General features: G+C 70.3%; 20 protein-coding genes and 5 riboswitches. Of the genes, 13 read left to right on the top strand and 7 right to left on the bottom strand.

Features of this window, described 5'->3' with window-relative positions; translation table 11 throughout:
- Nucleotides 1–5: 5 nt before the first annotated feature.
- Nucleotides 6–1,493 (bottom strand): PP2C family protein-serine/threonine phosphatase, encoded by a 1,488-nt coding sequence (locus ACE4Q9_RS06320; RefSeq protein WP_397983230.1) that lies wholly within the window; start codon nucleotides 1,491–1,493, stop codon nucleotides 6–8.
- A 581-nt stretch (nucleotides 1,494–2,074) separates the two neighbouring features.
- Nucleotides 2,075–3,271: a flavin-containing monooxygenase gene (locus tag ACE4Q9_RS06315; protein WP_397983229.1), complete on the bottom strand. Its 1,197-nt coding sequence runs from the start codon at nucleotides 3,269–3,271 to the stop codon at nucleotides 2,075–2,077.
- 304 nt (nucleotides 3,272–3,575) lie between these two features.
- On the opposite strand from ACE4Q9_RS06315, the gene ACE4Q9_RS06310 reads away from it, so the two are divergent.
- Both ACE4Q9_RS06310 and ACE4Q9_RS06305 read left to right on the top strand, forming a co-directional pair.
- Complete coding sequence (locus ACE4Q9_RS06310) at nucleotides 3,576–4,211, top strand: ABC transporter ATP-binding protein (protein WP_397983228.1); 636 nt, start codon at nucleotides 3,576–3,578, stop codon at nucleotides 4,209–4,211.
- Nucleotides 4,208–4,999, top strand: coding sequence for a hypothetical protein (locus tag ACE4Q9_RS06305; RefSeq protein WP_397983227.1), 792 nt, complete (start codon nucleotides 4,208–4,210; stop codon nucleotides 4,997–4,999). Before ACE4Q9_RS06310 ends, ACE4Q9_RS06305 begins: the two co-directional genes overlap by 4 nt.
- A gap of 433 nt (nucleotides 5,000–5,432) precedes the next feature.
- Here ACE4Q9_RS06305 and ACE4Q9_RS06300 read toward each other — a convergent pair whose 3' ends face one another.
- Nucleotides 5,433–7,163, bottom strand: coding sequence for a SpoIIE family protein phosphatase (locus ACE4Q9_RS06300; RefSeq protein ID WP_397983226.1), 1,731 nt, complete (start codon nucleotides 7,161–7,163; stop codon nucleotides 5,433–5,435).
- Nucleotides 7,164–7,471: 308 nt separating this feature from the next.
- On the opposite strand from ACE4Q9_RS06300, the gene ACE4Q9_RS06295 reads away from it, so the two are divergent.
- A complete protein-coding gene (locus tag ACE4Q9_RS06295) occupies nucleotides 7,472–7,984 on the top strand; it encodes an ArsI/CadI family heavy metal resistance metalloenzyme (protein ID WP_397987137.1) in 513 nt (170 codons plus the stop codon).
- 16 nt (nucleotides 7,985–8,000) lie between these two features.
- On the opposite strand, the gene ACE4Q9_RS06290 is transcribed toward ACE4Q9_RS06295, so the two are convergent.
- A complete protein-coding gene (locus ACE4Q9_RS06290) occupies nucleotides 8,001–8,189 on the bottom strand; it encodes a hypothetical protein (RefSeq protein WP_385845887.1) in 189 nt (62 codons plus the stop codon).
- 113 nt (nucleotides 8,190–8,302) lie between these two features.
- Between ACE4Q9_RS06290 and ACE4Q9_RS06285 the strand changes: the two genes are divergently transcribed.
- Together ACE4Q9_RS06285 and ACE4Q9_RS06280 are read left to right on the top strand one after the other, a co-directional pair.
- Nucleotides 8,303–9,199, top strand: coding sequence for an IS110 family transposase (locus ACE4Q9_RS06285; protein WP_397983225.1), 897 nt, complete (start codon nucleotides 8,303–8,305; stop codon nucleotides 9,197–9,199).
- 418 nt (nucleotides 9,200–9,617) lie between these two features.
- The gene (locus ACE4Q9_RS06280; RefSeq protein WP_397983224.1) at nucleotides 9,618–10,640 is read left to right on the top strand and encodes a hypothetical protein; all 1,023 of its coding nucleotides are present in this window, start codon (nucleotides 9,618–9,620) and stop codon (nucleotides 10,638–10,640) included.
- A gap of 292 nt (nucleotides 10,641–10,932) precedes the next feature.
- Here the strand turns inward: ACE4Q9_RS06280 and ACE4Q9_RS06275 are convergent, their stop codons facing one another.
- A complete protein-coding gene (locus ACE4Q9_RS06275; RefSeq protein ID WP_397982895.1) occupies nucleotides 10,933–12,309 on the bottom strand; it encodes an IS1380 family transposase in 1,377 nt (458 codons plus the stop codon).
- A gap of 341 nt (nucleotides 12,310–12,650) precedes the next feature.
- Nucleotides 12,651–12,774, top strand: a riboswitch (cobalamin riboswitch).
- A 97-nt stretch (nucleotides 12,775–12,871) separates the two neighbouring features.
- On the opposite strand from ACE4Q9_RS06275, the gene ACE4Q9_RS06270 reads away from it, so the two are divergent.
- A complete protein-coding gene (locus ACE4Q9_RS06270; protein WP_397983223.1) occupies nucleotides 12,872–13,231 on the top strand; it encodes a (2Fe-2S) ferredoxin domain-containing protein in 360 nt (119 codons plus the stop codon).
- A gap of 116 nt (nucleotides 13,232–13,347) precedes the next feature.
- Nucleotides 13,348–13,492, top strand: a riboswitch (cobalamin riboswitch).
- Nucleotides 13,493–13,654: 162 nt separating this feature from the next.
- The gene (locus ACE4Q9_RS06265) at nucleotides 13,655–14,143 is read left to right on the top strand and encodes a DUF4430 domain-containing protein (protein ID WP_397983222.1); all 489 of its coding nucleotides are present in this window, start codon (nucleotides 13,655–13,657) and stop codon (nucleotides 14,141–14,143) included.
- A 13-nt stretch (nucleotides 14,144–14,156) separates the two neighbouring features.
- Here ACE4Q9_RS06265 and ACE4Q9_RS06260 read toward each other — a convergent pair whose 3' ends face one another.
- The gene (locus ACE4Q9_RS06260) at nucleotides 14,157–15,077 is read right to left on the bottom strand and encodes a cobalamin-binding protein (protein WP_397983221.1); all 921 of its coding nucleotides are present in this window, start codon (nucleotides 15,075–15,077) and stop codon (nucleotides 14,157–14,159) included.
- 40 nt (nucleotides 15,078–15,117) lie between these two features.
- Nucleotides 15,118–16,530: a hypothetical protein gene (locus ACE4Q9_RS06255; RefSeq protein ID WP_397983220.1), complete on the bottom strand. Its 1,413-nt coding sequence runs from the start codon at nucleotides 16,528–16,530 to the stop codon at nucleotides 15,118–15,120.
- Nucleotides 16,531–16,654: 124 nt separating this feature from the next.
- Nucleotides 16,655–16,729: riboswitch (cobalamin riboswitch) on the bottom strand.
- Between the two features lie 129 nt (nucleotides 16,730–16,858).
- Nucleotides 16,859–16,928, top strand: a riboswitch (cobalamin riboswitch).
- Nucleotides 16,929–17,121: 193 nt separating this feature from the next.
- Between ACE4Q9_RS06255 and ACE4Q9_RS06250 the strand changes: the two genes are divergently transcribed.
- The 6 genes from ACE4Q9_RS06250 to ACE4Q9_RS06225 all read left to right on the top strand — a co-directional run bounded on the left by ACE4Q9_RS06250 (nucleotide 17,122) and on the right by ACE4Q9_RS06225 (nucleotide 26,363).
- Entirely contained in the window at nucleotides 17,122–19,854 is a 2,733-nt protein-coding gene (locus ACE4Q9_RS06250) for a prenyltransferase/squalene oxidase repeat-containing protein (protein WP_397983219.1), read from the top strand.
- A complete protein-coding gene (locus ACE4Q9_RS06245) occupies nucleotides 19,851–20,756 on the top strand; it encodes a hypothetical protein (RefSeq protein ID WP_397983218.1) in 906 nt (301 codons plus the stop codon). Before ACE4Q9_RS06250 ends, ACE4Q9_RS06245 begins: the two co-directional genes overlap by 4 nt.
- A 20-nt stretch (nucleotides 20,757–20,776) precedes the next feature.
- Complete coding sequence (locus tag ACE4Q9_RS06240; RefSeq protein WP_397987136.1) at nucleotides 20,777–21,913, top strand: energy-coupling factor transporter transmembrane component T; 1,137 nt, start codon at nucleotides 20,777–20,779, stop codon at nucleotides 21,911–21,913.
- Entirely contained in the window at nucleotides 21,910–23,556 is a 1,647-nt protein-coding gene (locus ACE4Q9_RS06235) for an ABC transporter ATP-binding protein (protein WP_397983217.1), read from the top strand. The genes ACE4Q9_RS06240 and ACE4Q9_RS06235 overlap by 4 nt, the downstream gene beginning before the upstream one ends.
- Entirely contained in the window at nucleotides 23,553–24,377 is an 825-nt protein-coding gene (locus ACE4Q9_RS06230) for an ECF transporter S component (protein ID WP_397983216.1), read from the top strand. The genes ACE4Q9_RS06235 and ACE4Q9_RS06230 overlap by 4 nt, the downstream gene beginning before the upstream one ends.
- 61 nt (nucleotides 24,378–24,438) lie before the next feature.
- Nucleotides 24,439–24,613: riboswitch (cobalamin riboswitch) on the top strand.
- Between the two features lie 226 nt (nucleotides 24,614–24,839).
- Nucleotides 24,840–26,363 (top strand): CoA-acylating methylmalonate-semialdehyde dehydrogenase, encoded by a 1,524-nt coding sequence (locus ACE4Q9_RS06225; RefSeq protein ID WP_397983215.1) that lies wholly within the window; start codon nucleotides 24,840–24,842, stop codon nucleotides 26,361–26,363.
- Nucleotides 26,364–26,370: the final 7 nt, after the last annotated feature.

The following is a 26,370-nucleotide window of genomic DNA, read 5'->3' as shown; positions in this document are numbered from 1 at the left end:
GTCGGTCATCGCTCCTGGCCGAAGTGTTCGGGCGCGGTGGCGGTGTGGGCGGTGGCAGCGACACTGCCGTCGGGCATGGTGTGAGGGTGGGGGACGGACAGGGCCAGCAGCGCCACGTCGTCGCCGGCTCCGTCGGGCAGCGAGGCCAGCAGGGTGATGCTGTCCTCGACCAGGGAGGTGGCGGTGACGGGTCCGGTGCGCTGGTGGAGGAAGCCGGTCAGGCCGTCGTCACCGAGTATGGCGCCCTCGGTGGTGCGGGCTTCGGTCAGCCCATCGGTGTAGAGGAACAGGCTTTCCCCGGCTGTCAGGGAGAAGGTGGTCTGGGCGAAGGGCGCCTGGGGAAAGGCGCCGACGAGCATGCCGCCCTTGGGGCGTACGGCCCGCACCCAGACGGCGCCGCTGTCGTCGGGGCGTACGTGGTAGGCCGGCGGGTGGCCGCCGGTGGCGAGGGTGACGGTGAAGCCGCCGTCCTCCCGGGGCTCGAGGAGGCCGAAGAGGACGGTGCAGAAGCGGCGGCCGGCGGTGACGTCGGTGAGCAGCATGGTGTTGAGCGAGCTCAGCACGGTGACGGGGTCGGCGTCGATCTGGGCCGTGGCGCGCAGGGTGTGGCGGGCCAGGGCGGTGACGGTCGCCGCCTCGGGGCCTTTGCCGCACACGTCACCGAGGAAGAACGCCCACCGGCCGCCGTCGAGGGGGAAGACGTCGTAGAAGTCGCCGCCCACGTCGTGGGCGGAGGCGGTGCGGTAGTGGCAGGCCAGTTCCAGGCCCGGCACCACGGGAAGGGCCGGGGGCAGCAGGGTGCGCTGGAGGGTGGAGGCGAACGCGGCGATGGCGGCCTTGTCCTGCTCCGCCTTCTCCCGCGCCGCCCGCTCCGCCTCGGCCCGCGCCCGTTCCGCCTCGGCATGCCGCCTCTCCGCCTCCCGGCGGGCCTGCTCGTCGCGCAGGGCGCGCAGCGCCGACAGCCGCAGCTCCATCTCGTCCAGCACGATCGCGGCGAGATCGGCAAGAGTGGCGGTGTCCTCCTCGGTGATCGAGCGCGGCCGGGTATCGAGGACGTTGACCGTGCCCAGCTTGTGCCCGTCGGGGGTGATGATCGGTGCGGCGGCGTAGAAGCGCACCCCCATCTCCCCGGCGACCAGCGGATTGTCTGCCGCGACGGGGTCCTTGAGGGTGTCGGGGATGACCATCGTGTCATCACGCAGGATTGCCGAGCCGCACAGGCCCGGATCACGGCCGATCTGCGCGACACCTTCCAGGCCGTGGGCGGCCTTGAACCAGATGCGGTCGGTGTCCACGATCGTGACGGTCGCCACCGGCACGTCGAAGAGCCGGGCGGCCATCGCCGCCACCCGGTCGAACGCCCCGTCGGGCGGAGTGTCGAGGATGTCGTAGCGGCGCACCGCCGCGATCCGGGCCGCCTCCGCGTCCGGGTCGGGGACCAGCTCGGGGCGGCGCCCGGGAGCCGGGTCGGTGGCCGATGCCTGCTGCATCATCGGCTTTCCTCTCCGTCGATGGGCTGCCGCCGTGAACGGCACGAACCGACGCAGCCTAAATCGACAACACGCCCGAACGCCAATGCCGCCGTCGGCCGGGCCCCGGTCGCGGTCTGCCGTGCGATGTGCCGGGTCGGCGTCGGTGGGAGGGCCCTACGGCGGGGCCTGACTCAGGTGAGCGCTGACTGCTGTGCCCTGATCACACTGTGCCGACCGCTGGCGAGGGGGCGGTGCGTCGCTGGGCAGAGCTGACCGGGCTGCGGCCGGGCCGTGGGTCCATGGGCGAGAGACGCTCGACAGGCCCTTATGAAGAACATGCTCGCATCAGCGGCCATCGAACAGCGGCCGAATCCGGGGTGCGTGAAGGTGCCTCACCCGCACGCGTGCGGGACAGCACGTCGCGCAGGCCGCTCCCCTCACTCCGCCACCGAACCGACGCGGCACGAGCGGGCCGGCTCGATGAAGGCGGCCACCACATCCATGCGTCTGCGCTGCTCCCCGCCGTAACATCCATGTTTGTCACCGTGGCGTCCCATCGCTCTGCAGGGGGCAAGCGCTGAAGTTCAGGCTTCGAAACGCCGTCAGCTCGGAGCATGCCGCCGAGGGGCGAGAAGGGTCGGTCGGGCCTTCTCACGGCGGACCGCGTGGGCGATGGCGCGCGCCTCGATGCCCGCCTGGCGGAGAACCCCCGTGAGGGGATTGGTGTAGCCGGCGAAATACAGGCGCGGGGCTTCGGGATGGGTTTCCGCGCCTGCGACGAGGGGGAGTCCGTCCTCGTCGAGTACGCCGAGGGATCCCACCAGGTCGTGAAGGTTGGTCCGGTACCCGGTGGCGGCGATGACCGTGTCGGGCCGCAGTAGGGTGCCGTCGGCCAGTACCACGTCGGGCCCGTCGAATGCCTGGACGGCCGGGACCGGTTCGACCCGCCCGGACCGCACGGCATTCACGAAGCCGTGGTCAAGCACCGGGTTGACCCCCTGGCGGGCGTTACGGGTGTACAGGCCCGTGCGGGGCCGCGGCAGTCCCCGCGAGGTCAGGTCGGGTACCGCGACACGTTGCGTGAGCAGGGAGCTGCGGTCGCGCCACGCCAGCGGGAGGGCGTCCGTCAGCCGGCCGACCGCGTGCCATCGGGCGCTGGCGCGGGGCAGGATGTTGGGCGGAGTACGGACTGAGATCTGTACCCGTGCGGCTCCGGCCCCGGCGAGGACGGCGGCGATCTCGGTACCGCTGTTGCCGGTGCCGACTACCAGGACGTGTTGCCCGCGGTAGGGCGCCGGAGAGCGGTAGCGGGCCGAGTGCAGCAGCCTGCCGGTGTAGGCCGAACGCCCGGGCCAGTGGGGGACGTTCGGGGCGTGGCAGCGGCCGGTGGCAACCACGACCGCGTCGGTGGTGATGGGGCCGTCCGGGGTGTGGACCAGCCAGCGGGGACCCGAGCCTGGATCGGCGCGCTGGATGCGCAGTACCGGGGTGGTCAGCCGGACGTTGAGCCGGTGGTGGGCGGCGTAGCTCTCCAGGTAGCGCACGTAGTCGTCGCGGCTCACCCACGGGCCGGCCTGGCGCGGTACGGGCAGGCCGGGGAGTTTCGAGGTGCCGGGGGTGGTGTGCAGACGCAGGTGGTCGTATCGCTGCGCCCAGCTGGCTCCTACGCGGTCCGACCGTTCGAGGATCACGGTCGGTACGTGGAAGCGTTTCAGTAGCGCGGCGGCCGCCAGGCCGTGGGGGCCGGCTCCGATCACAATCGTGGGAGCGCTGAAGTCTCGCTGTGGTGTCGGGGGCATCGATCACTACAACGGCAGACCGCGGCGCACGTCACGCCTGACTGGCGGGTGTGGAACATCGAGCCAGCGCCGTTACACCGGCCGGTATGCAGTCGTTGGGCATCGGGCGGCAGCGCGCCGCCCCGCACGACGGGCCCGGCACGCCCGGTCCGGACCGTCCGGGCCGGAACGTCCGGGCCGGACGTGGCTGAGCCGTCATGAGCCGGGCAGGCCGGCGGACGTGAGCCTGCGCGGACCCCGACACCGTGGCGGGATTTCCTGCGGGCCGGCTCGCTCCACCTGTCCGATCTTTCAAGGGGCTCATGTGCAGGCAGTAATCACGCGACACCGGCCACGGCTGCTGATCAGCGGAGTCTGCAAGGCGTACGGCCGCAGGCAGGTCCTGCGCGACGTGGACCTCGACGTGGCCGCCGGGACGCTGGTCGGAGTCGTCGGCGAAAACGGCGCGGGGAAGAGCACGCTGCTTCAGGTCGCCGTAGGACACCTCGCACCCGACCGCGGAACGGTGACACGGACTGGGGCAGTGGGGTACTGCCCGCAACGGGCCGTGCTGAACGACGCATTCACCGTCGCACAGCATCTGCGGCTGTTCCGGACGGCCTACCGGCTGCCGACCCTGGAACGCGCCGACGAGCTGATGGAACTGCTGGCACTGAGCGACTGCCGACGACAGCAGGTCGGCGAACTCAGCGGTGGAACACGGCAGAAGCTGAACCTGCTGATCGCTCTCATGCACGATCCTCAGCTGCTTGTCCTGGACGAGCCCTACCAGGGCTTCGACTGGGACACCCATCAGCGGTTCTGGACCCTGGCCGCCGACCTGCGTGATCGAGGCCGGTCGATCATCGTGGTGTCTCACCTGCTGCACGACCTGCACCACTTCGACGCGATCGCTCACCTGCGCCAGGGCCGTCTGCACTTCGAGGAGACCGTCCGATGAGGCTCTCCTGGACGGCATTCACCCAACTGCTGCGCTGCACTCTGCTGGGCCACCTGCGCAACCGGCTGGCCCTCGTTCTGGCGGTCGCGTTCATCCCCGTCTGGATCACCGTGGCACGCCTGTGCACCTCCGACCAAGTGGTGCGCATCTCGCTGGACGCCATCAGCGCCCCTGTCTCCGCCCCGGCCGGCCAGGTGGGGCAGGTGGCCAGTGCGCTGGGCGCAGTCACCATGGTCGCGGGCTTCATCGCATTCACCGAGACCTTTCTGTCCCGGCAGTTGGACCGCCGTCTGCTGCTGGCCGGCTATCCCCGGCTGCCGATGTTGATGGCGAAGCTCGCTGCCATCGCCCTCACCGCCGCCGCGCTGGCCTTCTACACCACGATCCTGTTGTGCATCTCCCTGCCCGTTCGCCACGCGGCACCCCTGGCGCTGGCCCTCGCGGGCGCCGGCCTCGCCTATGGCGGCATCGGCCTTCTGCTCGGCGCCCTCGTCCGCGGCGAGTTGGAGGGCTTCTTCCTCATCATCATGCTCAGCCTGGTCGACACCGGCCTGCAGAATCCCGTCTTCAACACGCTCATGGATGTGGCGGGCGTGTCCGCGCTTCCCCTGTACGGCGTGACCCAGCTGGCGCTGAGCTCAGCTCTCACCCCGCACATCCCCTGGTCCTACGGCCTGCTCACACTGACTTGGTCCGGGGCGACCGGCGCCCTGGCGCTGCTCGTCCTCCACGCCCAGCGCCCTGCCCGCTCGCCATGGTTTCGCAGGACGAGAGTCCAGGCAGGGTGATCACGGTGAGGGCGGTCTACCTCACAGGCCCTCGTCGTCGGCCCTGAAGTCGTCCCACCACCGGTGTGCGCAAGGCTGTCGAGATCAGTGTCGTGCTGCCCCGAGTCGCCGTCGAAGGTGATGGCCGTACGCCGGAGCCGACCTAAACGCCAAGGTTCGATAACCGCGAGCAGCGCAGGAGCCTGCCGTACCCCCTCGCCAGACGGCTCCTCCTGACCGTCCCCGACCTGGACGGCGCCCGTCCTCCTCGGCGAAGCGGCATGCGGACACTGTGTTCTGGCCCCGCTCACCCGCGGGGCAGTGCGGGGCCCTCACCGCGCGAAGTCTTGGCGCGGCGGAGAGAGGCGCATGAAGTTGCAGCCCATCGGCTCAGGAGGCTCGACGGCCTGGCCTTCAATCCCACGCGGTCTGACTCACGCATGGGGCAGGCGGGTCATACGGGATGGGGGGTACGCAGGGCGATCATGGCGACGTCGTCATCGTTGTCGCTGGGGCGCACCTGGTCCAGCAGCAAGTCGCAGAATGAGTCGAGGGGGCGGTGGGCGAGGGAGGCCGCGTGGCGGCGCAGCCGGTCCAGTCCATGATCGATGGAGTGGTGCGGGGATTCGACCAGTCCGTCGGTGTAGAGCAGGAGCGTGGCCTGGGGTGGCAGGACGGTGTCGGCGTCGGGACGAGGTCTGGTGACTCCGGTGCCGAGGAGTATGCCGTGCGCCTCTTCGAGGTAGCGGGTCTGACCGTCGTGGGTGATGAGCAGGGGCGGCGGGTGGCCGGCGTTCGTCCAGCGTAGGCGCCACAGTGAGTCGTCGCCGAGTGTGAGCCTGGCGAGGATCATGGTGGCCATGGGTACCTCGGCTATGTGCATCACTGCCTCGTCGAGCCGAGTGACGACGGCGCTGGGTGTAGCCTCGGGTTGGGACCAGGCGAAGGCCCGCAGCATGTTGCGGACCTGCGCCATGCCGGCTGCGGCGTCGAGATCGTGTCCGACGACGTCGCCGATGGCCAGTGCGTGAGCGTGGGCGGCCAGGGCGAAGGCGTCGTACCAGTCACCGCCCACGGATGAGGCGTCCGGAGCGGGTACGTAGCGCGCGGTCATCTCCAGTCCCGGCAGGACGGGCAGCTGGGGCAGCAAGTGGCGTTGCATGGTCTCGGCGACTTTGCGCTGGCGCTGGTACAGGCGCGCGTTGTCCAGTGCCAGACCCGCCCGGCGGGTGAGATCCTCCAGCAGCGGCAGGTCGGCAGGGGTGAACGCGTCATGGCGCCGGGCCCGGCCCAGGGTCAGGGCGCCGAGCACGTCGCGCAGTCCGCGGATGGGTGCGATGGCGGCGGAGTGCATACCTGTCGCGGTGAACAGGCGCTGCTGCTCGACCGCTATACCGGAGTCGGGCGCACCTTGGTAGGTGGCGGGGCCGGCGAGTGAGGACGCGGCGCCGCGCAGGGCCCGTGACAGGGGCATCGGTGACTCTGTCGGCCCCGGAGGCATCGGGCCTTGCAGGTCCTCCCGCTCAACGAGAATGCCGTCCTTGTACTCCATCACGAGAACGCGTCGTACTTCGTCACGTTCGGTGAGCAGATCGAACACGGCCCAGTCCGCTAGCCGGGGCACGGTCAGGGCCGCCAGTCGGTGCAGTGCCTCGTCCGCGTCCAGGGTGGATGTGAGCCGCGTGGTCGTCTCTGCCAGCAAGGCCAGGCGGTCCAGTTCCGTCAGCGGCGCGGAGTGGCCGCCATCGCTGTGGCGCACGTCCCCTGGCTTCGGTTCGTACAACACCATCAGCGCACCTGTCCCGCCCGGAGCGGGTGAGTAGGGCGTGACCAGCCAGGACAACTGGACCAGAACGCCGTCCCCGCGGACGAACCACTCGGCGTCGCCATGCCTGGTATCCCCCGTGAGCAGCGCCTTCCTCATCCAGCATCGCGAGCGCGGCACCGAGTGCCCGTATCTGTCCCGGTGCAGCAGGTCGTGGAAGTCCTGACCTACGAGCTCTGAGGCTCCCCTGCCCAGCAGGCTTAGGGCTGCGCTGTTGACCGCGACGATGAGGCCGGCGTCATCGACCGCGATGGCGGACTCCCGCAGGTTTTCCAGCGTTCCACCGAGCAGGGCGCCAGAACACGCCCGAACCCCGGACAGGGCACTACTTTCCCTGCCGGGGGCGGCGACGTCGCCCATGTTCCCTCCTCCGTTCAAGCCCGAATCAGTTCGCCTACCCCGACCGGATCCCGGCATGCGTCGACAGCTCGTCTTCCCTGCAGTGACCGTTCGGATCACCTCCTGGTGGTGCAGGAGGAAGCTGTCCTTGAGTCCCGAGAGCAGGTCGCGAGTGATCAGGAGGGATGGGCTGTTGGTCTTGACGCTCTCAGCGCACGCGCGGAGCAATGAGCCCGAAAACGGCCCCTGAGCTGGTGTTCTTCGTGATTCTTCCGGTCGGACACCTTTTCGATGACCCCCCACGTCGGTGTGTCGCGATTACAGCGAGGCTGCCTCCAGCACGCCCTACGCCTACAACCTGTTCCTCGCGATCCAGAGCGCAGAGACTCTACTCGAAGCTGTTCGGCACCGAGCCGGCCAAGCTTCGCCCCGGCTACGCGAACTTCGCCGTCGCCGAGCCCCCGCTCAAGCTCGTCCTCATCGAGGGCGACGCCGGAGAGGAGACCCGCCTGGACCACCTCGGCGTCGAGGTCGGGAGCACCGAGCAGGTCACCGCCGCCACCGCGCGACTGAAGGACGCGGGGCTGGCCACCTTCGAGGAGAATGACACCTCCTGCTGCTACGCCGTCCAGGACAAGACCTGGGTGACCGGCCCGGGCCAGGAGCCCTGGGAGGTCTACGTCGTCAAGGCTGACGCCGACACGCTGGGCAAGAGGGCGGACGGCACGCCGGACGCCTGCTGCGGCACTGCGGCCTGCTGCACCCATGACGAGCAGTCCGTCGACCCGGCCCAGACGCCGGCCGAGGCGAAGGAGTCCGCGGGCTGCGCCTGCGGCAGCTGACCGGCTGGGACCCCGCTCAACCGCGCCGGCCCGGGCGGCGCGCGGCCAGGTCCTGTTCAAGAACGCCGTTCGCTTCCCTCAGCGCGTTGCCTTCGAGCTCCAGGACGTGGACGACGCGGACGAGTTGTCGGGTCAGGCCCCGGAGGTCGTCGCGTCCGGCGCGGACGCGGGGCAGGCCGGACGGCTGTCCGCCATTGCTGGTCACGAGTGGGCGGGAGTCAACTCATTCCCGCACTGCTCCGGCCACGTTGAGGGCTTTTTCCGGCGACGGCGGCCGGCTACCGGCAACTGCTCGCGTGGGCCCGTAAGCGCGGGACGGTGCGTCGAGCGGGGGTGGAAGGTACCGGCACTTTCGGCGCGGGCCTGTCCCGCTACCTAATGGCCCAGCAGATCCAGGTGTTCGAAGTGAACCGGCCTGACCGCTCGGCCCGCCGGCTGCTGGGGAAGTCAGACCCGCTCGACGCTCAGGCCGCCGCGCGGGCCGTGCTCAGCGGTCGCACCCGGGCTCGGGCCAAGTCCGGCGACGGTCCCGTGCACGGTGCTCGGATCTACAAACTCGCCAAGGACTCCGCGGTCAAGGCCCGTACCCAGGCGATCAACCAGCTCAAGGCCGTCCTGGTCATCGCGGACCCCGCCCTGCGGGAACAGCTGTGCAGCCTGGGCAATGCCGAGCTGTTCCGCACCTGTGCGCGCCTCGCCTCGCACAACGGTGGGGGAGACGAGGACGCGGTGACCCAGGCCACCCACCTGACGTTGCGCATGCTCGCCGAGCGTATCGAGCAGCTCACTGGACAGATCGACGAGCTGAAACAGCGCCTAACTGGGCTCGTCGAACGTCACGCCCCACAGCTGCTCGTACCGGTGGGTATCGGTCCGGACAGCGCGGTCACTCTCCTGATCACCATGGGGGACAACCCAGAGCGGCTGAACACCGAGGCATCCTTTGCTGCCCTTTGCGGAGTCAGCCCCATCGAGTACTCCTCCGGCCGGCGGCGCACGCGTCGGCTCAACTACGGCGGCGACCGGCAGGCCAACGCCGCCCTGCACCGCATCGTCTTCACCCGGCTGCGCCATGACCCGCGCACCCAGGCGTACTACGAACGCCGCACCCAGGAAGGCAAGACCCGACGCGAGATCATCCGATGCCTCAAGCGATATGCCGCCCGAGAAGTTTTCAACCTGGTCAGAGCGGTACCTGGCGTCCCCCTGTTATAGGGGCGTCTGTGACAGCGCCTGTGACAGGCCGGTGATAGGGCAAGGCCGCGCTGGGGAGCATGCCGGCGGGGCCTCGGCCGGAGCCACGAGACGAAGCCCCACGGGAGCACTCCGGTGGGGCTTCGTCTTCGAGCTCGACTGTGCTTGCGCGCATGACGCGCTCGACTCCTCATGCAGTTCGTGTTCCTGTGATGCGCTTGGCGACGCTGGATTTGCGATCGCAGCCAGCAAGACGGGACCCATGAGGTCACGCGGCCCCGCAGGGAAGCCGGGCGGGTGGATGTGCGACGTCGTGGCCATCGCTGGTGCTGCACCCCGTGATGAAACCGGACTTGGTCGTACGTGCCGGGCGTTCTGCGGTGACAGGGCACAATAGTCCGCACGCGGTGGCTGGGGGAGCGGCTCTGGGGAGGGCGTTGTGAAGTTCAGAAAGCGAACGCTGGAAATGCTTGGCGACCTCATTTGCGGGAACCTCGGTGCGGCGGATCCTCAAGCTGATGCCGAGCCTGCATATTTTCCGTATCGCTCAAGCAGCTACATCACTGAGTTTTTCGCCGAACTCGACATGGATTGGGAACACGACGGTTCGACGCGGCACCGCTGGGTCGCAGGGGTGCTGGAACAATTGCTGGCAGAGCCGCACGAGGGGCCTTCGCACCCACCGGAGTCCTTCTGTAAGGTGATCGACCACCTGATGAATCCGGCGGATGCCCTCAATGAGGGTCTCGACCGGCCCAATGCCCTGCGCTTGCTGAACAATGCGCTCGCCCGGGAAGGGTTCGAAGCCTTCTACGGGGAGGACCAGCACTGCTACCTGCGCCATATCGGAACGAACACTGTCTCGATGTTGGCCAAGAACCCACATCGTCCGTTGAGCGTTGCCGAGATGCAGCGGCGTACCGCACTTGCCGCGTTTCTGGACACGTGCAGCGAGGATGCACTCATTGAGGAAGTGCTGCTGCCACTGTTCCGGCAGCTGGGTTTTCACCGGATCACGGCGGCCGGGCACCGGGACAAGGCGCTGGAGTACGGCAAGGACATCTGGATGCGGTACACCCTGCCGACCCAGCACTTCCTGTACTTCGGCATCCAGGTGAAGCGCGGAAAGCTGGACGCCACCGGAAGGTCCAGGGCGGGCAATGCCAACATCGCCGAGATCCACAACCAGGCCCTGATGATGCTGGCGCACGAGATCTTCGACCCCGAGACCAACCGGCGCGTTCTTGTCGACCACGCGTTCATCGTGGCCGGCGGGGAGATCACCAAGGCTGCCCGCAACTGGCTGGGCAACGCTTTGGACGCGGCGAAGCGGAGCCAGATCATGTTCATGGATCGCGATGACATCCTGAACCAGTTCGTCGTCACCAACCTGCCGCTTCCCGCAGGCGCACCGCTCCCAGATACGGTGCCTTCCACGGGTGCCAGAGAAGCGCCGTTCTGATGCGATCGATGTAAGTCGTCTCGCCTGTTTGCTGGCCTTGCCTCGGCGGCGTCTGTCCCGTCAGTACAGCGGAGGCGGGGCCGGTTCGAGGGCGTGCCACTGCCAACTGGCAGGCGGTGGCGTGCGCTAGCCTCGATCTTGCATGAGGGTCCGCCGGCGGAGTCGGTGGACCCTTTCGCTTTCCGGAGCTGATGGTGGGCAGGCCGGCGGCCCGGCTGTCGCGTCGGGTGAGCGCCGGGTTCCACTGCCCGGGGCGGGTGATGTCGTCGTTGGGACGGTGGAAGGTTGCTGGTCAGCCGGGGCTGGGGAGGAGCGCGAGCCGTTCGAGGGCGGCGGTGATCTCGCCTGCCCAGGGCCAGTGTTGGGCGAGGCGGAGAATCCTGCGTCGGCCGGTGGTGACGAGCTGAGCGGCCGCGGAGATCAGGCGGAACCGCAGGCGGCGGGGTTCCCAGAGTCGGGCCTTGCCGGTGAGTGCGAGCATGGGCATCCAGGCGAGCAGGTCGAGGGCGATCTGGACGATCTCGAGCCAGACCTTGTTCTGGGCTGTCGTGTGGAGGGGCAGGTTGCGCAGGCCGGTGGCCCGGGCGGCCCGGATCCGGTCCTCGGCCCGGGCCCGCAGGCGGTGGCGGAGTTCGAGCTCGGCGATCGGCCGGTCAGGGGTGTTGGTCGCGAAGCACGTGATCCGCATGCCGTCCGCGTCCGTGATCCTCAATTGGGCGCCAGGATGGGGACGTTCCTTTCGGACGATCAGTCGCATGCCCTTCGGCCAGCCGTCCAGGACCTTGCCGGCGAGTTCGGCGACCCAGGCCCCGTCACGGGCCTCACCGTCGGTCTCGACGGCCGGGGTCCAGGCTGAGGCGGGGACCTTCAGTACGTGTTCGTGGATCGCTTCGGTGATCACCATGCCGACCGAGTAGGACAGCCATCGTCCGCGCTGGGCGAGCCAGGAAACGAAGTCGTGGGTGCCGCCCGCGGAGTCGGTGCGGATCAGGGTCTGCCTCCCTCGCCGGTAGTGCTTCGGCAGCTGGGCCAGGGCAAGTTGGGCGGTGGTGATGTGGTCGGCTGCCGTGTTGGAACCCGCGTTTCCCGGCCTGAGGAGGGCGGCGACGGGCTCACCGGTTCCGCCCGGTCCGTGGTCGAGGAAAGCCGTCAGCGGGTGATGGCCGTAGGTCTTCTTCCAGGTCGCGGCCGCGTCCTCCTTGTCGGAGTGGGCGATCACGAGGACGCCGTCGAGATCGATGACGACCTGGCCGTGGGCGTCCGGGGCGTTCTTGCCAGCCAACGACCAGGCACGACTACGGACTTCGGACCGTGCGGAGCGGATGGCCTGCAGGGCTTTCTCGCCGGAGGTGGCGAGGGTGTCGATCAGGCGGGAGATGGTCGGGTCGGAGGCGACCGGGCCGAAGACGGCCGGCTCACACCGCAGCATCGCGACATCCGCGAGGCAGTCCCCGCCCAGTGCGACCGTCAGAGCGACGTCCAGGAGGGCCTTGCCTGGATCGTGGACGGCCCGCGGCTTCCGCCAGGGAGCCAGAGCCTGGGATATGGCCTGGTCAAGACCGGTCTTGCGGACCGTTTCGACGAGCAGGACCGAACCGGCCTGGGAGACGACCTGGCGGCCGTCGTCCTGGACACGGACACGCGGGTAGGACCCGATAGAGTGCTTCACCTGGGAAGTGCCTCCGGCGGCGGCAGGAACAAGGACCTCGACAATCCTCATTCTTGCTGGTCAGAGGCACTTTCTGCTTTCCTGACCGCCTGTCGGACAGCCCACCTCGTGAAAGCGCGAGGCTAGGTGGCCGCCGGGGAGCGCGGCGACAGCCTGCTGCCGCCCTGACGACGTAGCCCCCCGGATGTCCTGCTCGTGATCGTCTTGTCACTGGTCACGGCAGGCGCGTACGAAGGGCTCCCGCGGGCACGCCGTCGCGGGAGCCCTTCCGCGCGGTGGGCAGGTGACGGTGTCGCGGCAGTGATGGGATGATGACCGGCGACATAAGGCGACGGCGGTCCGAGGAAGCCGGTGTGAATCCGGCGCGGTCCCGCCACTGTGACCGGTGAGCGAGTTCCGGCAGGCCACCGCCCCAGGAACGGGTGGGAAGGCGGGGCGAGCGGCGACCCGGGAGCCAGGAGACTCACGCGGTCGCCTCCTCCAGCAACGCCGGGGCGGATCTCCCCGGGAGGGGAGTGGTGTGATGCCCGAGAGGCCGACGGAAGAGGCGTCAGGCGCGCCTATGGAGGCGAACGGTCCGGTGCCGTGCCGAGTGGTCGTATGCCGCGATTGCTGCTGTGGCAGCCCCAAGGTGACCGGAATCGATCACGCCGCACAGACCGCGCGACTGCGGGCGGAGGTGCCGGTGCGCATCTCCGACTGCCTTGACGTGTGCGATCAGGCCAACGTCATCGTCGTACAGCCGTCCGCCGTGGGCCGTGCCGCCGGTGCGCGGCCGGTGTGGCTGGGGCTCGTCAACGACACGGACGCGACGGAGGACATCATCGCCTGGGTACGCGCCGGCGGCCCGGGAGTCACTCCGTTGCCGGACATCCTCGACCTGTATGCCTTCACCCCTCCACGCCGCACTGTTACTTCCTGAGGCTTGCGCGCCGTTGGGCTCCGCCCCCGTAACGCCGGAGACCTGATGTCGCGAAGTCTGACTGAGGCTCGTCAAATCCCCATACAATGAGCACAGTTCGACCGCACACAGGACGGTGATCGGTGTGCGCGCGAGCTGTCAGCACGACAACCGCATAGGCGCGTGACTGGGGGAAGCCGGTGGGAGACCGGCGCTGACCTGCAACCGTGTGCGGCCGTGAGGCTGCGAGTCGGGATACCCGGCGCGTGCCGTGATCGCTTCCCACTGTCATGGTCTGCAGCGCGGAGCCGAGAGCCTCGTTCGGGTCACCCTGGCCTGGTGCGTCCAGTCGTCGTACAGCACGGCGACGGGCCCGCCAACCCAGGTGCCGGCCCGCTCGTACGGCGATGGGCTGCGGGCCACCCCATCAGGAAGGCTCGAGCCTTGCACCGTACATCCGCACGTCGCACCATGATGGCCGCAACCGCCCTCGGACTCGCCCTCGCCTCCGCGCCGGCCGTCGCGCACGCCGACAGCACGCCGGGCACGAACGCTCCCGTCAAGGTGACCCTGACCGTGCAGGGACCGGACGGCGTGCTGTTCAAGGGGAAGATCAGAACCCGCGGTCACGAGGTCACCACCGCGACCGGCGGTACGCACAGATGCGACGGCACCAACGGCGGCGCCAACCCGTCCGCCGTGCCGACGCCGACGGCGGCCCTCGACGATGCCGCGAGCAAGCGGCACTTCACCTGGGACGGCACCTGGTACACATCGTTCGACGACTACTCGGTCGACACCATCAAGAACGTTAGCGGTGGTGGGAGCGCCTACTGGAACATCTCGGTCAACGGCACGTCCACCCCGGTGGGCGGCTGCCAGTTCAAGCTGAACGCCGGTGACAAGGTGGCGTTCACCTGGACGGCGTTCTGATCCCTCCTCGTCGTCACCGGCTGGGGAACGGACGTGCCTCGACCGGTGTGACCGGCTCTCCGGTCCGCACGCCGTGCAGGAGGTGGGCGATCACCTCCGCACCGCGCACCACTCGTGGCCCCGGGCGGTTGAAGTAGGACGGTCCGTCCAGCACCCACACACGGTCGGACCGGACGGCGGGCAGGTCCGACCAGCCTGGCAGTCCGGTGAGCAATGCGGCTTCACGCAGGGTGCGTTCGGGCGGGAAGCCGCACGGCAGGACCATGACCACGTCCGGCTGTGCGGCGCGTACCGCCTCCCAGGTCATCGGCTTGGTGTGCTCGCCCGGCGCGGCGAGGAGAGGTTCGCCGCCGGCGGCCGTGATCTGCTCGGGCACCCAGTGCCCGGCCGGCCACAGCGGGTCGAGCCACTCGATCGCCACCACCCGTGGCCGGGCACGTCGCGCGATCGCCTCACGGACCCGGTCCAGCCGGGCCAGCAGCGCCGCTCGCTTGCGCTCGGCGTGGTCCCGTACGCCGAGCAGCTCGCCCACCGTGACCAGGCAGTCCAGGACGTCGTCGAGGGTGCGGGGCTCCAGGCTGAGGACACGGGTGTCGGCGTCGAGCAGTCGTACCGTGCGGCTGACCTTCTCGTACGAGACTGCGCACACGTCGCACAAGTCCTGGGTGAGGATCACGTCGGGACGCAGGGCAGCCAGCGCCTCGGTGTCGAGCGTGTACAGCGACGAGCCCGAGTGCGCCGACCCGCCGACGGCGTCGGAGATCTCCCTGCTGGACAGCGCGTCCTGGTCGAGGTCCGCGCCGGTCACCACGGGTACGGATGCCACCTCGCGCGGTGGCCAGTCGCACTCGTGGGTGCGGCCGACCAGCTGGTCCGACAGTCCGAGCTCGGCGACGATGTCGGTCGCGGCGGGCAGCAGGGAGACGATGCGCATACCCCGACTCTAGGTCCCGCCGCGTCCGACAGGGCTGCCGTCAGGCGCCCCAGCGCACGGCGATCGTGTCACCGACGCCGACGACCGCGCCCCGCGTGGCGGAGGTGAACGACGAGCCGTCGATGCTGACCTTCCACGTGTTGGATCCGCTGTTGGCCTTGCCGTTGACAGCCGTGATGGTGCCGGTGCCGGAGGACGGGGCCACACTCGTGACGCAGCCGGACGGCGTCGCGCCGCTCGTGGCCGCGTCGAGGACGGCGCCCAGTGTGGTCGTCGAGCCGGTCGGGGTAAGGGCGACGGAGCACACCTTCAGGTTGCCCGCGCCGTCGTCCACGGTGAGCGCCAGCTTCGTCGCCGTACCGGAGGTGAGGGAGGACTGGCCGACCCACTGCGGCGCACCCGGCGTGGTGGGTACCGGCGGCGTGGCCGTGAAGCCGCCGCCAGCCACCGCCCGCAGTCCGTCGATCGAGGAGTACGCCGTCGGGGAGGTGTCGGAGGGCAGGTACTTGAATCCGCCGCCCGGGTTGAACTGCTGCGCGATCAGGAAGTCCACCGGTGTCTTGCCCATGGAGGTGCGGAAGTCACCGGTCTGCGGGTCGATGCCGCAGGCGTTGAGGCCGGATACCGCCCATCCGTTGGAATCGGTGTTGACGCCGAACATGGCGTTGAAGGCGCCGCTGTTCGGCACGAGCTTGCTCTTGAGGAACGCCTTGGCCTGCACGATGTCGGTGTCGGTGTTCGGCACGCCCGACACGCACAGCGCGGCCATCGCGGCTCCGGTCATGTCGATGTCGCTCGCGGCGGAGAGCTGGCTGGGATTGCCCTCGGCCTTGCTGTAGTTCCAGCCGCCGTCGTTGTGCTGGTTGGCCCGCAGGCGGGTGACGACGGCGTCGCGCAGCGCCTGCGGGATGCGGGCCTGCCCGGCCTGGGTCTTGGCGCCGTTCAGGGCGAGGGCTGCGAAGACGGTGCCGTTGAAGTTGGCGGACGGGCCGATGTAGCCCGGCTCGGAGGTCTGCCAGTAGCCGTAGATGTCGGCGATCAGGTTGCGGGAGGCGGAGACCCGGGCCGGGTCGATGCCTGCGGCGTAGGCGTTCAGCGTGGCGCGCTCGTAGTCGGTGACGACGGGGGACGACGACGGCCAGCCCGAGGTGGACAGCAGGTTGCGGTAGACGGTTCTCGCGTTCTTGCTCGTGTCACCGCCGGGCGTCACGTCCACCGCGGCGGTCCCGGCCGAGGCGAGCGCGCTGAACGCCCACTCGTTGGACAGTCCGGAGCCGGCGTACGAACCGTCCGCCGCCTGAAGCGACTTGAGGTAGGCGACACCGTTCGTCTTCGACGTGGCGATCTGCGCCGGCGTGGAGGTCGCCGACGCGGGCAGTGTGGTGAGGACGAAGGCGCCGAGTGCGGCGGCAGCGGTGAGGGCGGTACGGCGGTGGGACAGCGAACGGGGCATGGCCTGCTCCTTGGATGGAGGACGCCGGCCGGACCCGGTGCCGGGCCGGAAGCGGCCCGCGGAGCAGCGGGTGTGGCCGCCGTCCGGAACGCGTGGACCGGCTTCCATGAGTGCTTCACCGCTTGGGCATTCGGGCTCGGGCCGGCCCCCGCCGTCCCACACCGCTGCGCGTCAGCCCCGGACTCCCACCGGGTTCCCCCACTCGGCAGACCGGGACGGTACCCGACCCGCATCCGGGCCGCCACCGCTCACACAGGCCGGCCTGTAGGCAGCCTTGACGCTTGTTGTGAAGCGTGTTCAAATCCGGCTGATACGCAATGAGTTCCAGGGGAAGCCGGTCGAATTCCGGCGCTGACCCGCAACCGTAGGCCCGGCACCACCGGGCGAGCCGGAATGCCTGGAGCGTGTTCTTCAGCAACAGACGCCGTCGTGGACTGCGGCGTGGTGCGACCAGCTTCCGGCTGCCGGGACCTCCCGTGCGACGGAGGCTTCCTGCCACGTCCGCGCGTCCGCTCCGGCAGGCGCGAGGGGGCCGTGGTGGGAACGGGGAAGCGAAGAATCGGGACCGCGGTGGCGGGCCCACGACGAGTGGTGTCGCTCGCGTCGGCCCTGTTCGTCCTGTTGGCCGCCTGCGTGAGCTTCCTCACGACGACCCCCGCCGCGGCGGACGGTGTCGGGAAGTGCACCGCGACCAAGGGTGCCGTCGTCGCCGTCGACTTCGGGCCGTTCGGCGGCAAGGTCGTCAGCGGTTGCGACACCACGCCCACCACCGGCTACGACCTGTTGCACGACGCCGGATTCACCACGACGGGCACCCAGCACGACGGCCCCGCCTTCATCTGCCGCATCGGCTACGGCACCTTCAACTCCGGTACGCAGTACCCGACTCCGGACAAGGAGTCCTGCGTCCTGACCCCGCAGGTCACGGCGTACTGGTCGTACTGGATCGCCTCTCCCGGCCAGGACGACTGGACCTACAGCCCGTACGGTGCCATGGCCCGCAAGCTCAAGAACGGCGACGTCGACGCCTGGGTCTACGGCGGCACGGACGTCGGCGGGAGCACGGGACAGCCCACGTTCAGCCCAGCCGACGTACGCAAGGGTGACATCCACACGCCCGACCCCGGGACGCCGACCGGCGGCCCCGGCAAGATCGACGTGGCCGCCGCCGCGACGTGGCTCAAGGGACGCCTGACCGACGGCGAGCGCGTCGTCGACGACGGCGCCATCACCCCGAACTATTCGCTGACCGCCGACACCGCGTACGCGCTCGCCGCCGCGGACGGCAAGAGCGCCACGCTCGACAAGGTCACCGGCTTCCTCGCCGCCCACGTCGCCGACTTCGCCTACCCGAACGGCACCGACCAGGTGCCCGACGCCACCGCCGTCGCCCGCCTGGCCCTACTCGCCGAGGCCACCGAACGCGACCCGCGCGCCTTCGGGGGCCGCGACCTAGTCGACCTCCTCACGAAGAACGTGTGCGCGGCGGGCCCCGAATCCGGCGAGGCGACCCCCGGCTGCACGGCGAAGGGCGACTTCCGGGCCTCGTCCTACACCGAGGGCCAGGCCCTGTCCGTCCTGGCCCTGGTCCGAGCCGGAGTGACACCCCCGGCCGCTACCGTCGACCGCCTCACCCAGCTCCAGTGCAAGGACGGCGGCGTCACCAGCATCCTCATCCGCACGGGCGAGTACTGCGACGGCGACCCGGCCTCCACCGGGCTCGTCGCCCTGGTGCTGCACAAGACCGGCGGTCACGAGAACGCGGTGGCCAAGGCCCGCACCTATTTGACCAAGGCGCAGCGAGCGGACGGCGCTTTCCTCGGCTACACCGGCTCCACGACCGGCAGCGTCACCGCGACCGCGTACGCCGCGCAGGCCCTGCGCGCCCTCGGCGACACCAAGCGCGCGGACGCGGCCGTCGGATGGCTGTCCCGGCACCAGCTCAAGGGCGGCGGTTTCGGCTTCGAGGAGACCGACACCGACCCGGCCGTCTACGCGACCCCGCCGGCCGTCCTCGCCGGTGCCGGAACCAGCCTGGCCACCCTCACCACGAAGAAGCCCACACCCCCGTCGACGCCGCCGACCAACAAGCCCACCGTCTCACCGAGTGCCCCCGCCCCCGGCGCGGGTCCCGACCTGAAGAAGGGCGTCGCCTACCTCACCAAGGGGACCAACCTGAAGGGCGGCCAGTACTACGGCGACGGTTTCGGCACGGGCCGCGCCGACTTCGGTCTCACCATCGACGGCGCCTACGCCCTCGCCGCCACCGGACTGAACAACGCCAAGCTGCGCGGCATCGTCGACTTCCTCGACCACCGGGGCAAGGACGGTGCGGGCCGTACCGTCAACGACTGGACCTCCATCGGCACTTCCTACGCGGCCGGAGGATCCATCGGCAAGACCGCCCTGCTCGCCGAGGCCGTCGGCCGCAACCCGCGCCACTTCGCCGGCCACGACCTGATCGCCGCGCTCGCCAAGGCCGTGTGCACCAAGGCGAGCAAGGCACCCGACCGCTCCTGCGCGGCCAAGGGGGCCTACACCTACGCGCCCTCCGTCTTCGCCCAGTCCCTGGCCGTCATGGCGCAGCTGCGAGCGGGCGAGAAGGCTACCGCCGCGCAGCCGCTCTCCTATCTGGAGAGCCTGCAGCAGTCCAGCGGGGCCTGGCCGAGCCTGATCCCGTCCACGAACGACTCCGACGTGGATTCCACCGCCATCGCCGCCATGTCGCTCGACCTGGCGGGCGGTGCCAAGGCGAACAAGGCCGTGGCCAAGGCGCTGGCCTGGATCGCGTCCAAGCAGCTGTCCGACGGCGGCTTCCCAGGCGCCGCGGGCGACTCGGTGAACTCGGCCGCCCTCGCCGTGCAGGCGTTGTCCCTGGACGCCGGGAAGTACGCGGCGAAGATCGCCAAGGCACGCAAGTTCCTCGCCTCTCAGCAGAACACCGACGGTGGCTTCAATGTCGCCAAGGGCGGTCAGCACGGCTCCGACCTGCGCGCCTCCACCCAGGCCGTCAGCGGCGCCACTGGCATCTCCTTCGGCACACTGGAGCGCAGCCTGACCGGTACGTCCCAGCAGCCGACGCCGAGCCCCAGCGGCAGCGCCCCGGACATCATCACCACGGGCCAGTCGGGCGGCGGCGATGGCGGTGCGACCGGGGGCGCGGGTGGCGCCGGCGGGACGGCCGCGGGCGGAGACGGCGGCGTTCTCGCCTCCACCGGTGCCCAGGTCGGTACCCTCGCCGCGATCGCGGCCCTGCTGGTGCTCGCCGGCTGGCGCACGGTGGTCGTCGCCCGCCGGCGCACGGCCACAGGAGGCGGACGATGAAAGGCGCACGTCTCCTGCGTGTGCTCGCCGCGCTCGGCCTGACGAGCGCGGCGGTCGCCGCGACCGGCACCCCGGCGGCGGCCGACCCGCAGCCCATGGGCCGCTGCACCACCACCTCCGGCGTCGTCCTCGCCGTCGACTTCAGCCATTGGGGCGGCCCGGTCCTGCGCTCCTGCGGGACGACGCCCACGACGGGTTACGAGCTGCTCAACCAGGGAGGCTGGAGCACCGTCGGTACCGGACACGACGGCCCGGCGTTCATCTGCCGTATCGGCTACAGCGGTTACAAGAGCGGCAAGCAGTACCCGACGCCCGCTCAGGACGACTGCCTGCTCACCCCGCCGGCCTCCGCGTACTGGTCGTACTGGCACGCCGACCCGGGAGCGAAGACGTGGAGCTACAGCCAGCTGGGGGCGATGCTCTACAAGCCCAAGCCGGGCAGCGTCGACCTGTGGATCTTCGGCGGTACGAACATCCAGGGCACCGAAGGCCGCCCGAAGATCACCCCGGATCAGCTCCGCGCCCACAACACCAGGCCGCAGGGAGACGCGGGCCGGCCCACGTCCACGCACAAGGCACCTTCCCTGCCGCCCGACGTGGACACCGGCCCGGCTCCCGACCAGCGGACGACGGCTCCCCCCGAGCCGCCGTCGCACAAACCGAGGAAGCCGAAGCCCGGCAAGTCCGCGAGCCCGACACCGACTGCCACCCCCAGTGCCACGACGAGCAGCCCGGCGCCCACCGCGTCCCGCACCGGCACCAGGGTGCTCAACGCCGAGCCGGCCGCCGATGCCAGGCACGACTCCGGCTCGCTCGTCCCCGTGGCCACGGGAGCCGGTCTCGTGGTCCTGATCGGCGGTGCCGCCGGGTACGTGGCGTACCGGCGCCGTCGTACCGAGTGACCGCGGTGGCCCGTACGACCATGGAGGCGTCACCGGCCGCCGCGGCGGCCGGTGACGGCGGCTGGCGCGTTCCCCGCACCCTGCACCCCGTGGCCTGGTGGGTGTGGGCCCTCGCCCTCGCCACGGCCGTCAGCCGCACCGACAACCCGCTTCTGCTGTTCCTGGTCCTCGCCGTCCTCGGCTACGTCGTCACGGCGCGGCGCACCGAGGCGCCCTGGGCGCGCGGCTTCAAGTACTACCTGTACCTGGCCCTGACGGTCGTGACGATCCGGGTCGCCTTCCGGGCCGTGTTCGCGACCGGCATCACGCCGCACGACCACTTTCTGTTCTCCCTCCCGCACATTCCGACGCCCGCCTGGTACGCGGGCATCAGGATCGGCGGACCGGTGTCGCTGGAGGCGTTGCTGTCGTCGGCCACCGACGGGCTCAGGCTGGCCTGCATGATGTGCTGCATCGGTGCCGCCAACACCCTGGCCAACCCCAAGCGCGCGCTGCGCGTCCTGCCCGGAGCCCTGTACGAACTCGGGGTGGCGGTCACCGTCGCGATCAGCGTGGCGCCCCAGCTCGTGCAGAGCGTGCAACGCGTCTCCAGGGCCAAGAAGTTGCGGGCCGGACGTACCAAGGGGATGAAGGCGCTGAGGGGCATCGTGGTCCCTGTCCTGGAGGACGCCCTCGAACGCTCCCTGCGGCTGGCCGCCGCGATGGACTCGCGGGGCTACGGCCGGGCGGGCAGCGCCACCCGCCGGTCCCGCCGGGTCACGGGCGCGCTGATGCTGCTGGGCATGGGCGGCATGTGCGCGGGGGCGTACGGGCTCCTGGACGCCACCGCGCCCGCGCTCCTCGGGCTGCCGGCGATGGCCGCCGGGGCCGTCCTCTGCGTCGCGGGCCTGCGGCTCGGCGGCAGGCGCGTCACCCGGACCACCTACCGCCCCGACCCCTGGAACCTGCCCGAGTGGGCCGTCGCGGGCAGCGGGGTGCTGTCCGCGCTCCTGCTCTTCAGCAACCTCGGATACGACCCCGCCCAGCTCAACCCCACCTACTACCCGCTGACCTGGCCCGGCCTGCCCCTCGTGCCGACCGCCGCGATCCTCCTCGCCGGCACGGCCGGGTTCCTCGCACCTCCGCCCAGCCCCGTCCAGAAAGCCGACCCCTCGTGATCACCTTCGACCAGGTCACCGTCCAGTACGAGGACGCGGCCGGGCCCGCCCTGCGCGACGTCGACCTCACGGTGGAGGAAGGCGAACTCTGCCTCGTCGTCGGGCACACGGGCGTCGGCAAGTCCACACTCCTCGGCGCGGTCAACGGACTCGTCCCGCACTTCACCGGCGGCACCCTGTACGGCCGCGTCACCGTCGACGGCCGTGACACCGCCGATCATCCGCCCCGCGAACTCGCCGATGTCGTCGGTGTCGTCGGCCAGGACCCGATCGACGGCTTCGTCACCGACACCGTCGAGGAGGAACTGGCTTACTCCATGGAGCAGTTGGCGATCCCTCCGGCGACCATGCGCAAGCGCGTCGAGGAGACCCTCGATCTACTCGGTCTTGCCGGCCTGCGCCACCGTGCGCTGCACGAACTCTCCGGCGGCCAGCAGCAGCGCGTCGCGATCGGCTCGGTCCTCACCGCCCACCCCCGCGTCCTGGTCCTGGACGAACCCACCTCCGCCCTGGACCCGACCGCGGCCGAGGAGGTCCTCGCAGCCGTCACCCGGCTCGTCCACGACCTCGGCGTCACCGTCCTGATGGCCGAGCACCGCCTCGAACGCGTCGTCCAGTACGCGGACCGGGTCATTCACCTGCCCGGCGACGGCCACGCCCGCATCGGCTCACCCGCCGAGATCCTCCGCACGTCCACCATCGCACCACCGATTGTGGAGCTGGGCCGGGCCGCCGAGTGGTCTCCGCTGCCCCTGTCCGTCCGCGACGCCCGCCGCGCCGCCGCACCGCTCAGGGCCAAGCTGGCGGACCGCTCTCCCGCCCCGGTACGCCCGCCCGCCCCCGACGGGGAGCGGGCCCGGCTGCTGACCGCGCGCGGCATCACGGTCACCTACCGGGGCGTCGCCGCCGTACGCGCGGTGGACCTCGACCTGCACGCGGGCGAGGTCACCGCGCTCATGGGCCGCAACGGCTCGGGAAAGTCCTCCCTCCTGTGGGCCCTCCAGGGGTCCGGACCCCGCCGGGCGGGCAGTGTGAGGGTGGCCGGCGAGACCGGCGCGACGGATCCCCACGCGGTACCGCCCGCTCAGGCCAGGCGGCTCGTCGGACTGGTCCCGCAGACCCCAGCCGACCTGCTCTACCTGGAGAGCGTGAAGCAGGAACTCGACCAGGCGGACGCCGAGTCGGGCACCGAGGTGAAGGCGCGCGCTCTGCTCGACCGGCTGGCGCCCGGCATCGACGACGCCACCCATCCGCGCGATCTGTCGGAAGGCCAGAAGCTCGCGCTCGTCCTCGCCATCCAGCTCTCCGCCGCGCCCCGGATCGTCCTGCTGGACGAACCGACCCGCGGCCTGGACTACCGGGCCAAGACGGCACTGATCGGCATCGTGGACGCCCTCGCGGCGGAGGGCCGCGCGGTCGTCATCTCCACCCACGACGTCGAGTTCGCCGCACGCGCCGCTGACCGGGTGGTGGTCATGGCCGAGGGAGACGTCGTCGCCGACGGACCCACTACCGAAGTCATCGTCTCCTCACCGACCTTCGCACCTCAGACGGCGAAGATCCTCGCCCCGTTGCCCTACCTGACCGTCCGGCAAGTGGCGCGGGAACTGGCGACCGCCGGCGACGAGGGAGCACATCCATGAGCACGCGCATCGGCAACGCCATCCGGCTGACGCCACGCGTCGGCGTGGTCATGACGCTGTCCGCCTTCCTGGGACTGGTCGCCTTCTTCTGGCCGTTCGTGGTCGCGCCGGGCAAGTTCGGCTCCAGCTACGCGCCCCCGCTCATCTTCGGCGTCCTGCTGGTGCTCGTCCTCTGCGTGGTGCTGTCGGAGATCGCCGAAGGCGGCATCGACTCCAAGGCGCTCGCCATGCTGGGCGTACTCTCCGCCGTGAACGCCGCCCTGCGCCCGCTCGGTGCCGGAACGGCGGGCATCGAGACCGTCTTCTTCGTCCTCGTGCTGGCGGGACGGGTCTACGGCCCCGGCTTCGGGTTCGTCCTCGGCTGCACCTCGCTGTTCGCCTCCGCCCTGATCACCGGGGGAGTGGGACCGTGGATGCCGTACCAGATGTTCGGCTGCGCCTTCGTGGGGATGCTCGCCGGGTTCCTGCCCAAGGCGAGCGGCCGGCGTGAGGTGCTGATGCTGGCCGTGTACGGCTCGCTGTCCGGCTACCTCTTCGGCTTCCTGCTCAACCTCTCCTTCTGGCCGTTCTCCCTGGACCCCAACAGCTCCATCGCCTACCTCCCGGGCCTGCCCTTCACCGAGCAGTGGCACCGCTACATCGCCTTCGACCTGGCCACCTCGCTGGGCTGGGACACCGGGCGGGCGGTCACCAACTTCGCGTGCGTGCTGCTGGCCGGCCCCGCCGTGCTGACCACCTTCCGGCGCGCCGCACGCAAGGCCCGCTTCCGGGCGCCCGTGCGCTTCGCGGCCCCCCGGACGGCCGAATCCGAACCCCGCTGACCTGGAACACCACCGGAACCCGGCCTGCGGGGGTGGATTTACTAGGACGTCCAACTATATATTCGAGGGGTAGGCCCGCGGTGCAGGGAAGCCGGTGTGATTCCGGCACGGTCCCGCCACTGTGACCGGGGAGTACGCCGTCGAGAGATACGCCACTGACGAGCTGGATGTCGGGAAGGCGGACGGCGCGCGCTGATCCGGGAGTCAGGATACCGGCCGTGGGATGTTCCGTGTTGTCCACGAGGATGGAGCTGACACGCATGGCACCGGTGCGCATTCACGATCCCGGCGGACTCCGCCGCAGGCGTCACGCACGCCGCATTCCCGTCGTCACCGCTTGACGGTTCGCACGCCATTCGCGTTCTCGCGCCGCCCCCGCACGCCCGTGTACGCCACCGCGTCCACGTGTGCCGGTTCGGCGCGCCATCCCGGATCACCCTCACCTGACGAGAGCAGGCACCCATGATCCGTCCGAACGACCCCACCGACGTACGTGAGCTGACCCATTTCGTCGGTGGCAAGCACACCCCGGGAACATCGGGGTTCCACGGTGACGTGTACGACCCCAACACCGGCGAGGTCCAGGCCCGCGTGCCCTTGGCGGACCGGGCCGAAACCGAGGCGGCGATCGGTGTCGCCGTCGACGCCCAGCGCGAGTGGGGCGAGTGGAACCCGCAGCGCCGCGCCCGCGTGCTGCTGCGCTTCCTGCAGCTCGTCGAGCAGGAGAAGAACGCGCTGGCCCGGCTGCTGTCCTGCGAGCACGGCAAGACCATCGCCGACGCCCACGGCGACATCCAACGCGGGCTGGAAGTGGTGGAGTTCGCCGCGGGCATCCCGCACCTCCTCAAGGGCGAGTTCACCGACAACGCGGGCACCGGCATCGACGTCCACTCGCTGCGCGCGCCGCTCGGCGTCGTCGCCGGGATCACGCCGTTCAACTTCCCGGCGATGATCCCCCTGTGGAAGGCCGCCCCGGCGCTGGCCTGCGGCAACGCCTTCGTCCTCAAGCCCTCCGAACGCGACCCGTCCGTCCCGCTGCGGCTCGCCGAACTCTTCCTGGAGGCGGGTCTGCCGGCCGGCGTCCTGAACGTCGTCAACGGCGGGCGGGAATCGGTCGACACCCTCCTCGAAGACCCGCGCGTCGCCGCCCTGGGCTTCGTCGGCTCCACACCGATCGCCGCGCACGTCTACGCCACCGCCGCCGCCCACGGCAAGCGCGCCCAGTGCTTCGGCGGCGCCAAGAACCACATGATCGTGATGCCGGACGCCGACCTGGACCAGGCGGTGGACGCCCTGATCGGCGCCGGGTACGGATCGGCGGGCGAACGCTGCATGGCCATCTCCGTCGCCGTACCGGTGGGCGAGGACACCGCCGACGCGCTGGTCGCCCGGCTGAAGGAGCGCATCGGCAGCCTGCGCATCGGCCGCAGCGACGACCCCGAGGCGGACTTCGGTCCACTGGTCACCCGGGAGGCGGTGGACCGAGTGCGCACCTACGTCGACCTCGGTGTCCAGGAGGGTGCCGAACTCGTCGTGGACGGAAGGGACTTCGTTCTCCCCGGCCACGAGAACGGCTTCTTCGCCGGAGCTTCGCTGTTCGACCGGGTCACCCCGGCGATGCGGATCTATCAGGAGGAGATCTTCGGCCCGGTCCTCACGGTCGTGCGCGCCGCCGACTACGACGAGGCCCTGCGTCTGCCCAGCGAGCACCCCTACGGCAACGGCGTCGCGATCTTCACCCGCGACGGGGACACCGCCCGTGACTTCACCCGGCGGGTGAACACCGGCATGGTCGGCGTCAACGTGCCCATCCCGGTGCCGGTTGCCTACCACACCTTCGGCGGCTGGAAGCAGTCCGGCTTCGGCGACCTGAACCAGCACGGCCCGGACGCGATCCGCTTCTACACCCGCACCAAGACCGTCACCTCCCGCTGGCCCGCCGGCCTGCGCGAGGGCGCGAGCTTCACGATCCCCACGATGGGCTGAATGCCGT

The organism is Streptomyces sp. AM6-12, assembly GCF_044327085.1.
Taxonomy (GTDB): domain Bacteria; phylum Actinomycetota; class Actinomycetes; order Streptomycetales; family Streptomycetaceae; genus Streptomyces.
The sequence above is the reverse complement of the archived record's forward strand: the minus strand, read 5'-3'. Positions and strand labels throughout refer to the sequence as shown.

What these genes read in the sequence shown, in the direction of transcription:
- ACE4Q9_RS06305 (WP_397983227.1), top strand. Translation starts at nt 4,208, where the DNA reads ATGAGGCTCTCCTGGACGGCATTCACCCAACTGCTGCGCTGCACTCTG.
- ACE4Q9_RS06260 (WP_397983221.1), bottom strand. Translation starts at nt 15,077, where the DNA reads ATGCGCATCGTCTCCCTGCTGCCCGCCGCGACCGACATCGTCGCCGAG.
- ACE4Q9_RS06230 (WP_397983216.1), top strand. Translation starts at nt 23,553, where the DNA reads ATGAGCACGCGCATCGGCAACGCCATCCGGCTGACGCCACGCGTCGGC.
- ACE4Q9_RS06270 (WP_397983223.1), top strand. Translation starts at nt 12,872, where the DNA reads ATGGAGGCGAACGGTCCGGTGCCGTGCCGAGTGGTCGTATGCCGCGAT.
- ACE4Q9_RS06320 (WP_397983230.1), bottom strand. Translation starts at nt 1,493, where the DNA reads ATGATGCAGCAGGCATCGGCCACCGACCCGGCTCCCGGGCGCCGCCCC.
- ACE4Q9_RS06240 (WP_397987136.1), top strand. Translation starts at nt 20,777, where the DNA reads ATGGAGGCGTCACCGGCCGCCGCGGCGGCCGGTGACGGCGGCTGGCGC.
- ACE4Q9_RS06315 (WP_397983229.1), bottom strand. Translation starts at nt 3,271, where the DNA reads ATGCCCCCGACACCACAGCGAGACTTCAGCGCTCCCACGATTGTGATC.
- ACE4Q9_RS06225 (WP_397983215.1), top strand. Translation starts at nt 24,840, where the DNA reads ATGATCCGTCCGAACGACCCCACCGACGTACGTGAGCTGACCCATTTC.
- ACE4Q9_RS06245 (WP_397983218.1), top strand. Translation starts at nt 19,851, where the DNA reads ATGAAAGGCGCACGTCTCCTGCGTGTGCTCGCCGCGCTCGGCCTGACG.
- ACE4Q9_RS06300 (WP_397983226.1), bottom strand. Translation starts at nt 7,163, where the DNA reads ATGGGCGACGTCGCCGCCCCCGGCAGGGAAAGTAGTGCCCTGTCCGGG.
- ACE4Q9_RS06255 (WP_397983220.1), bottom strand. Translation starts at nt 16,530, where the DNA reads ATGCCCCGTTCGCTGTCCCACCGCCGTACCGCCCTCACCGCTGCCGCC.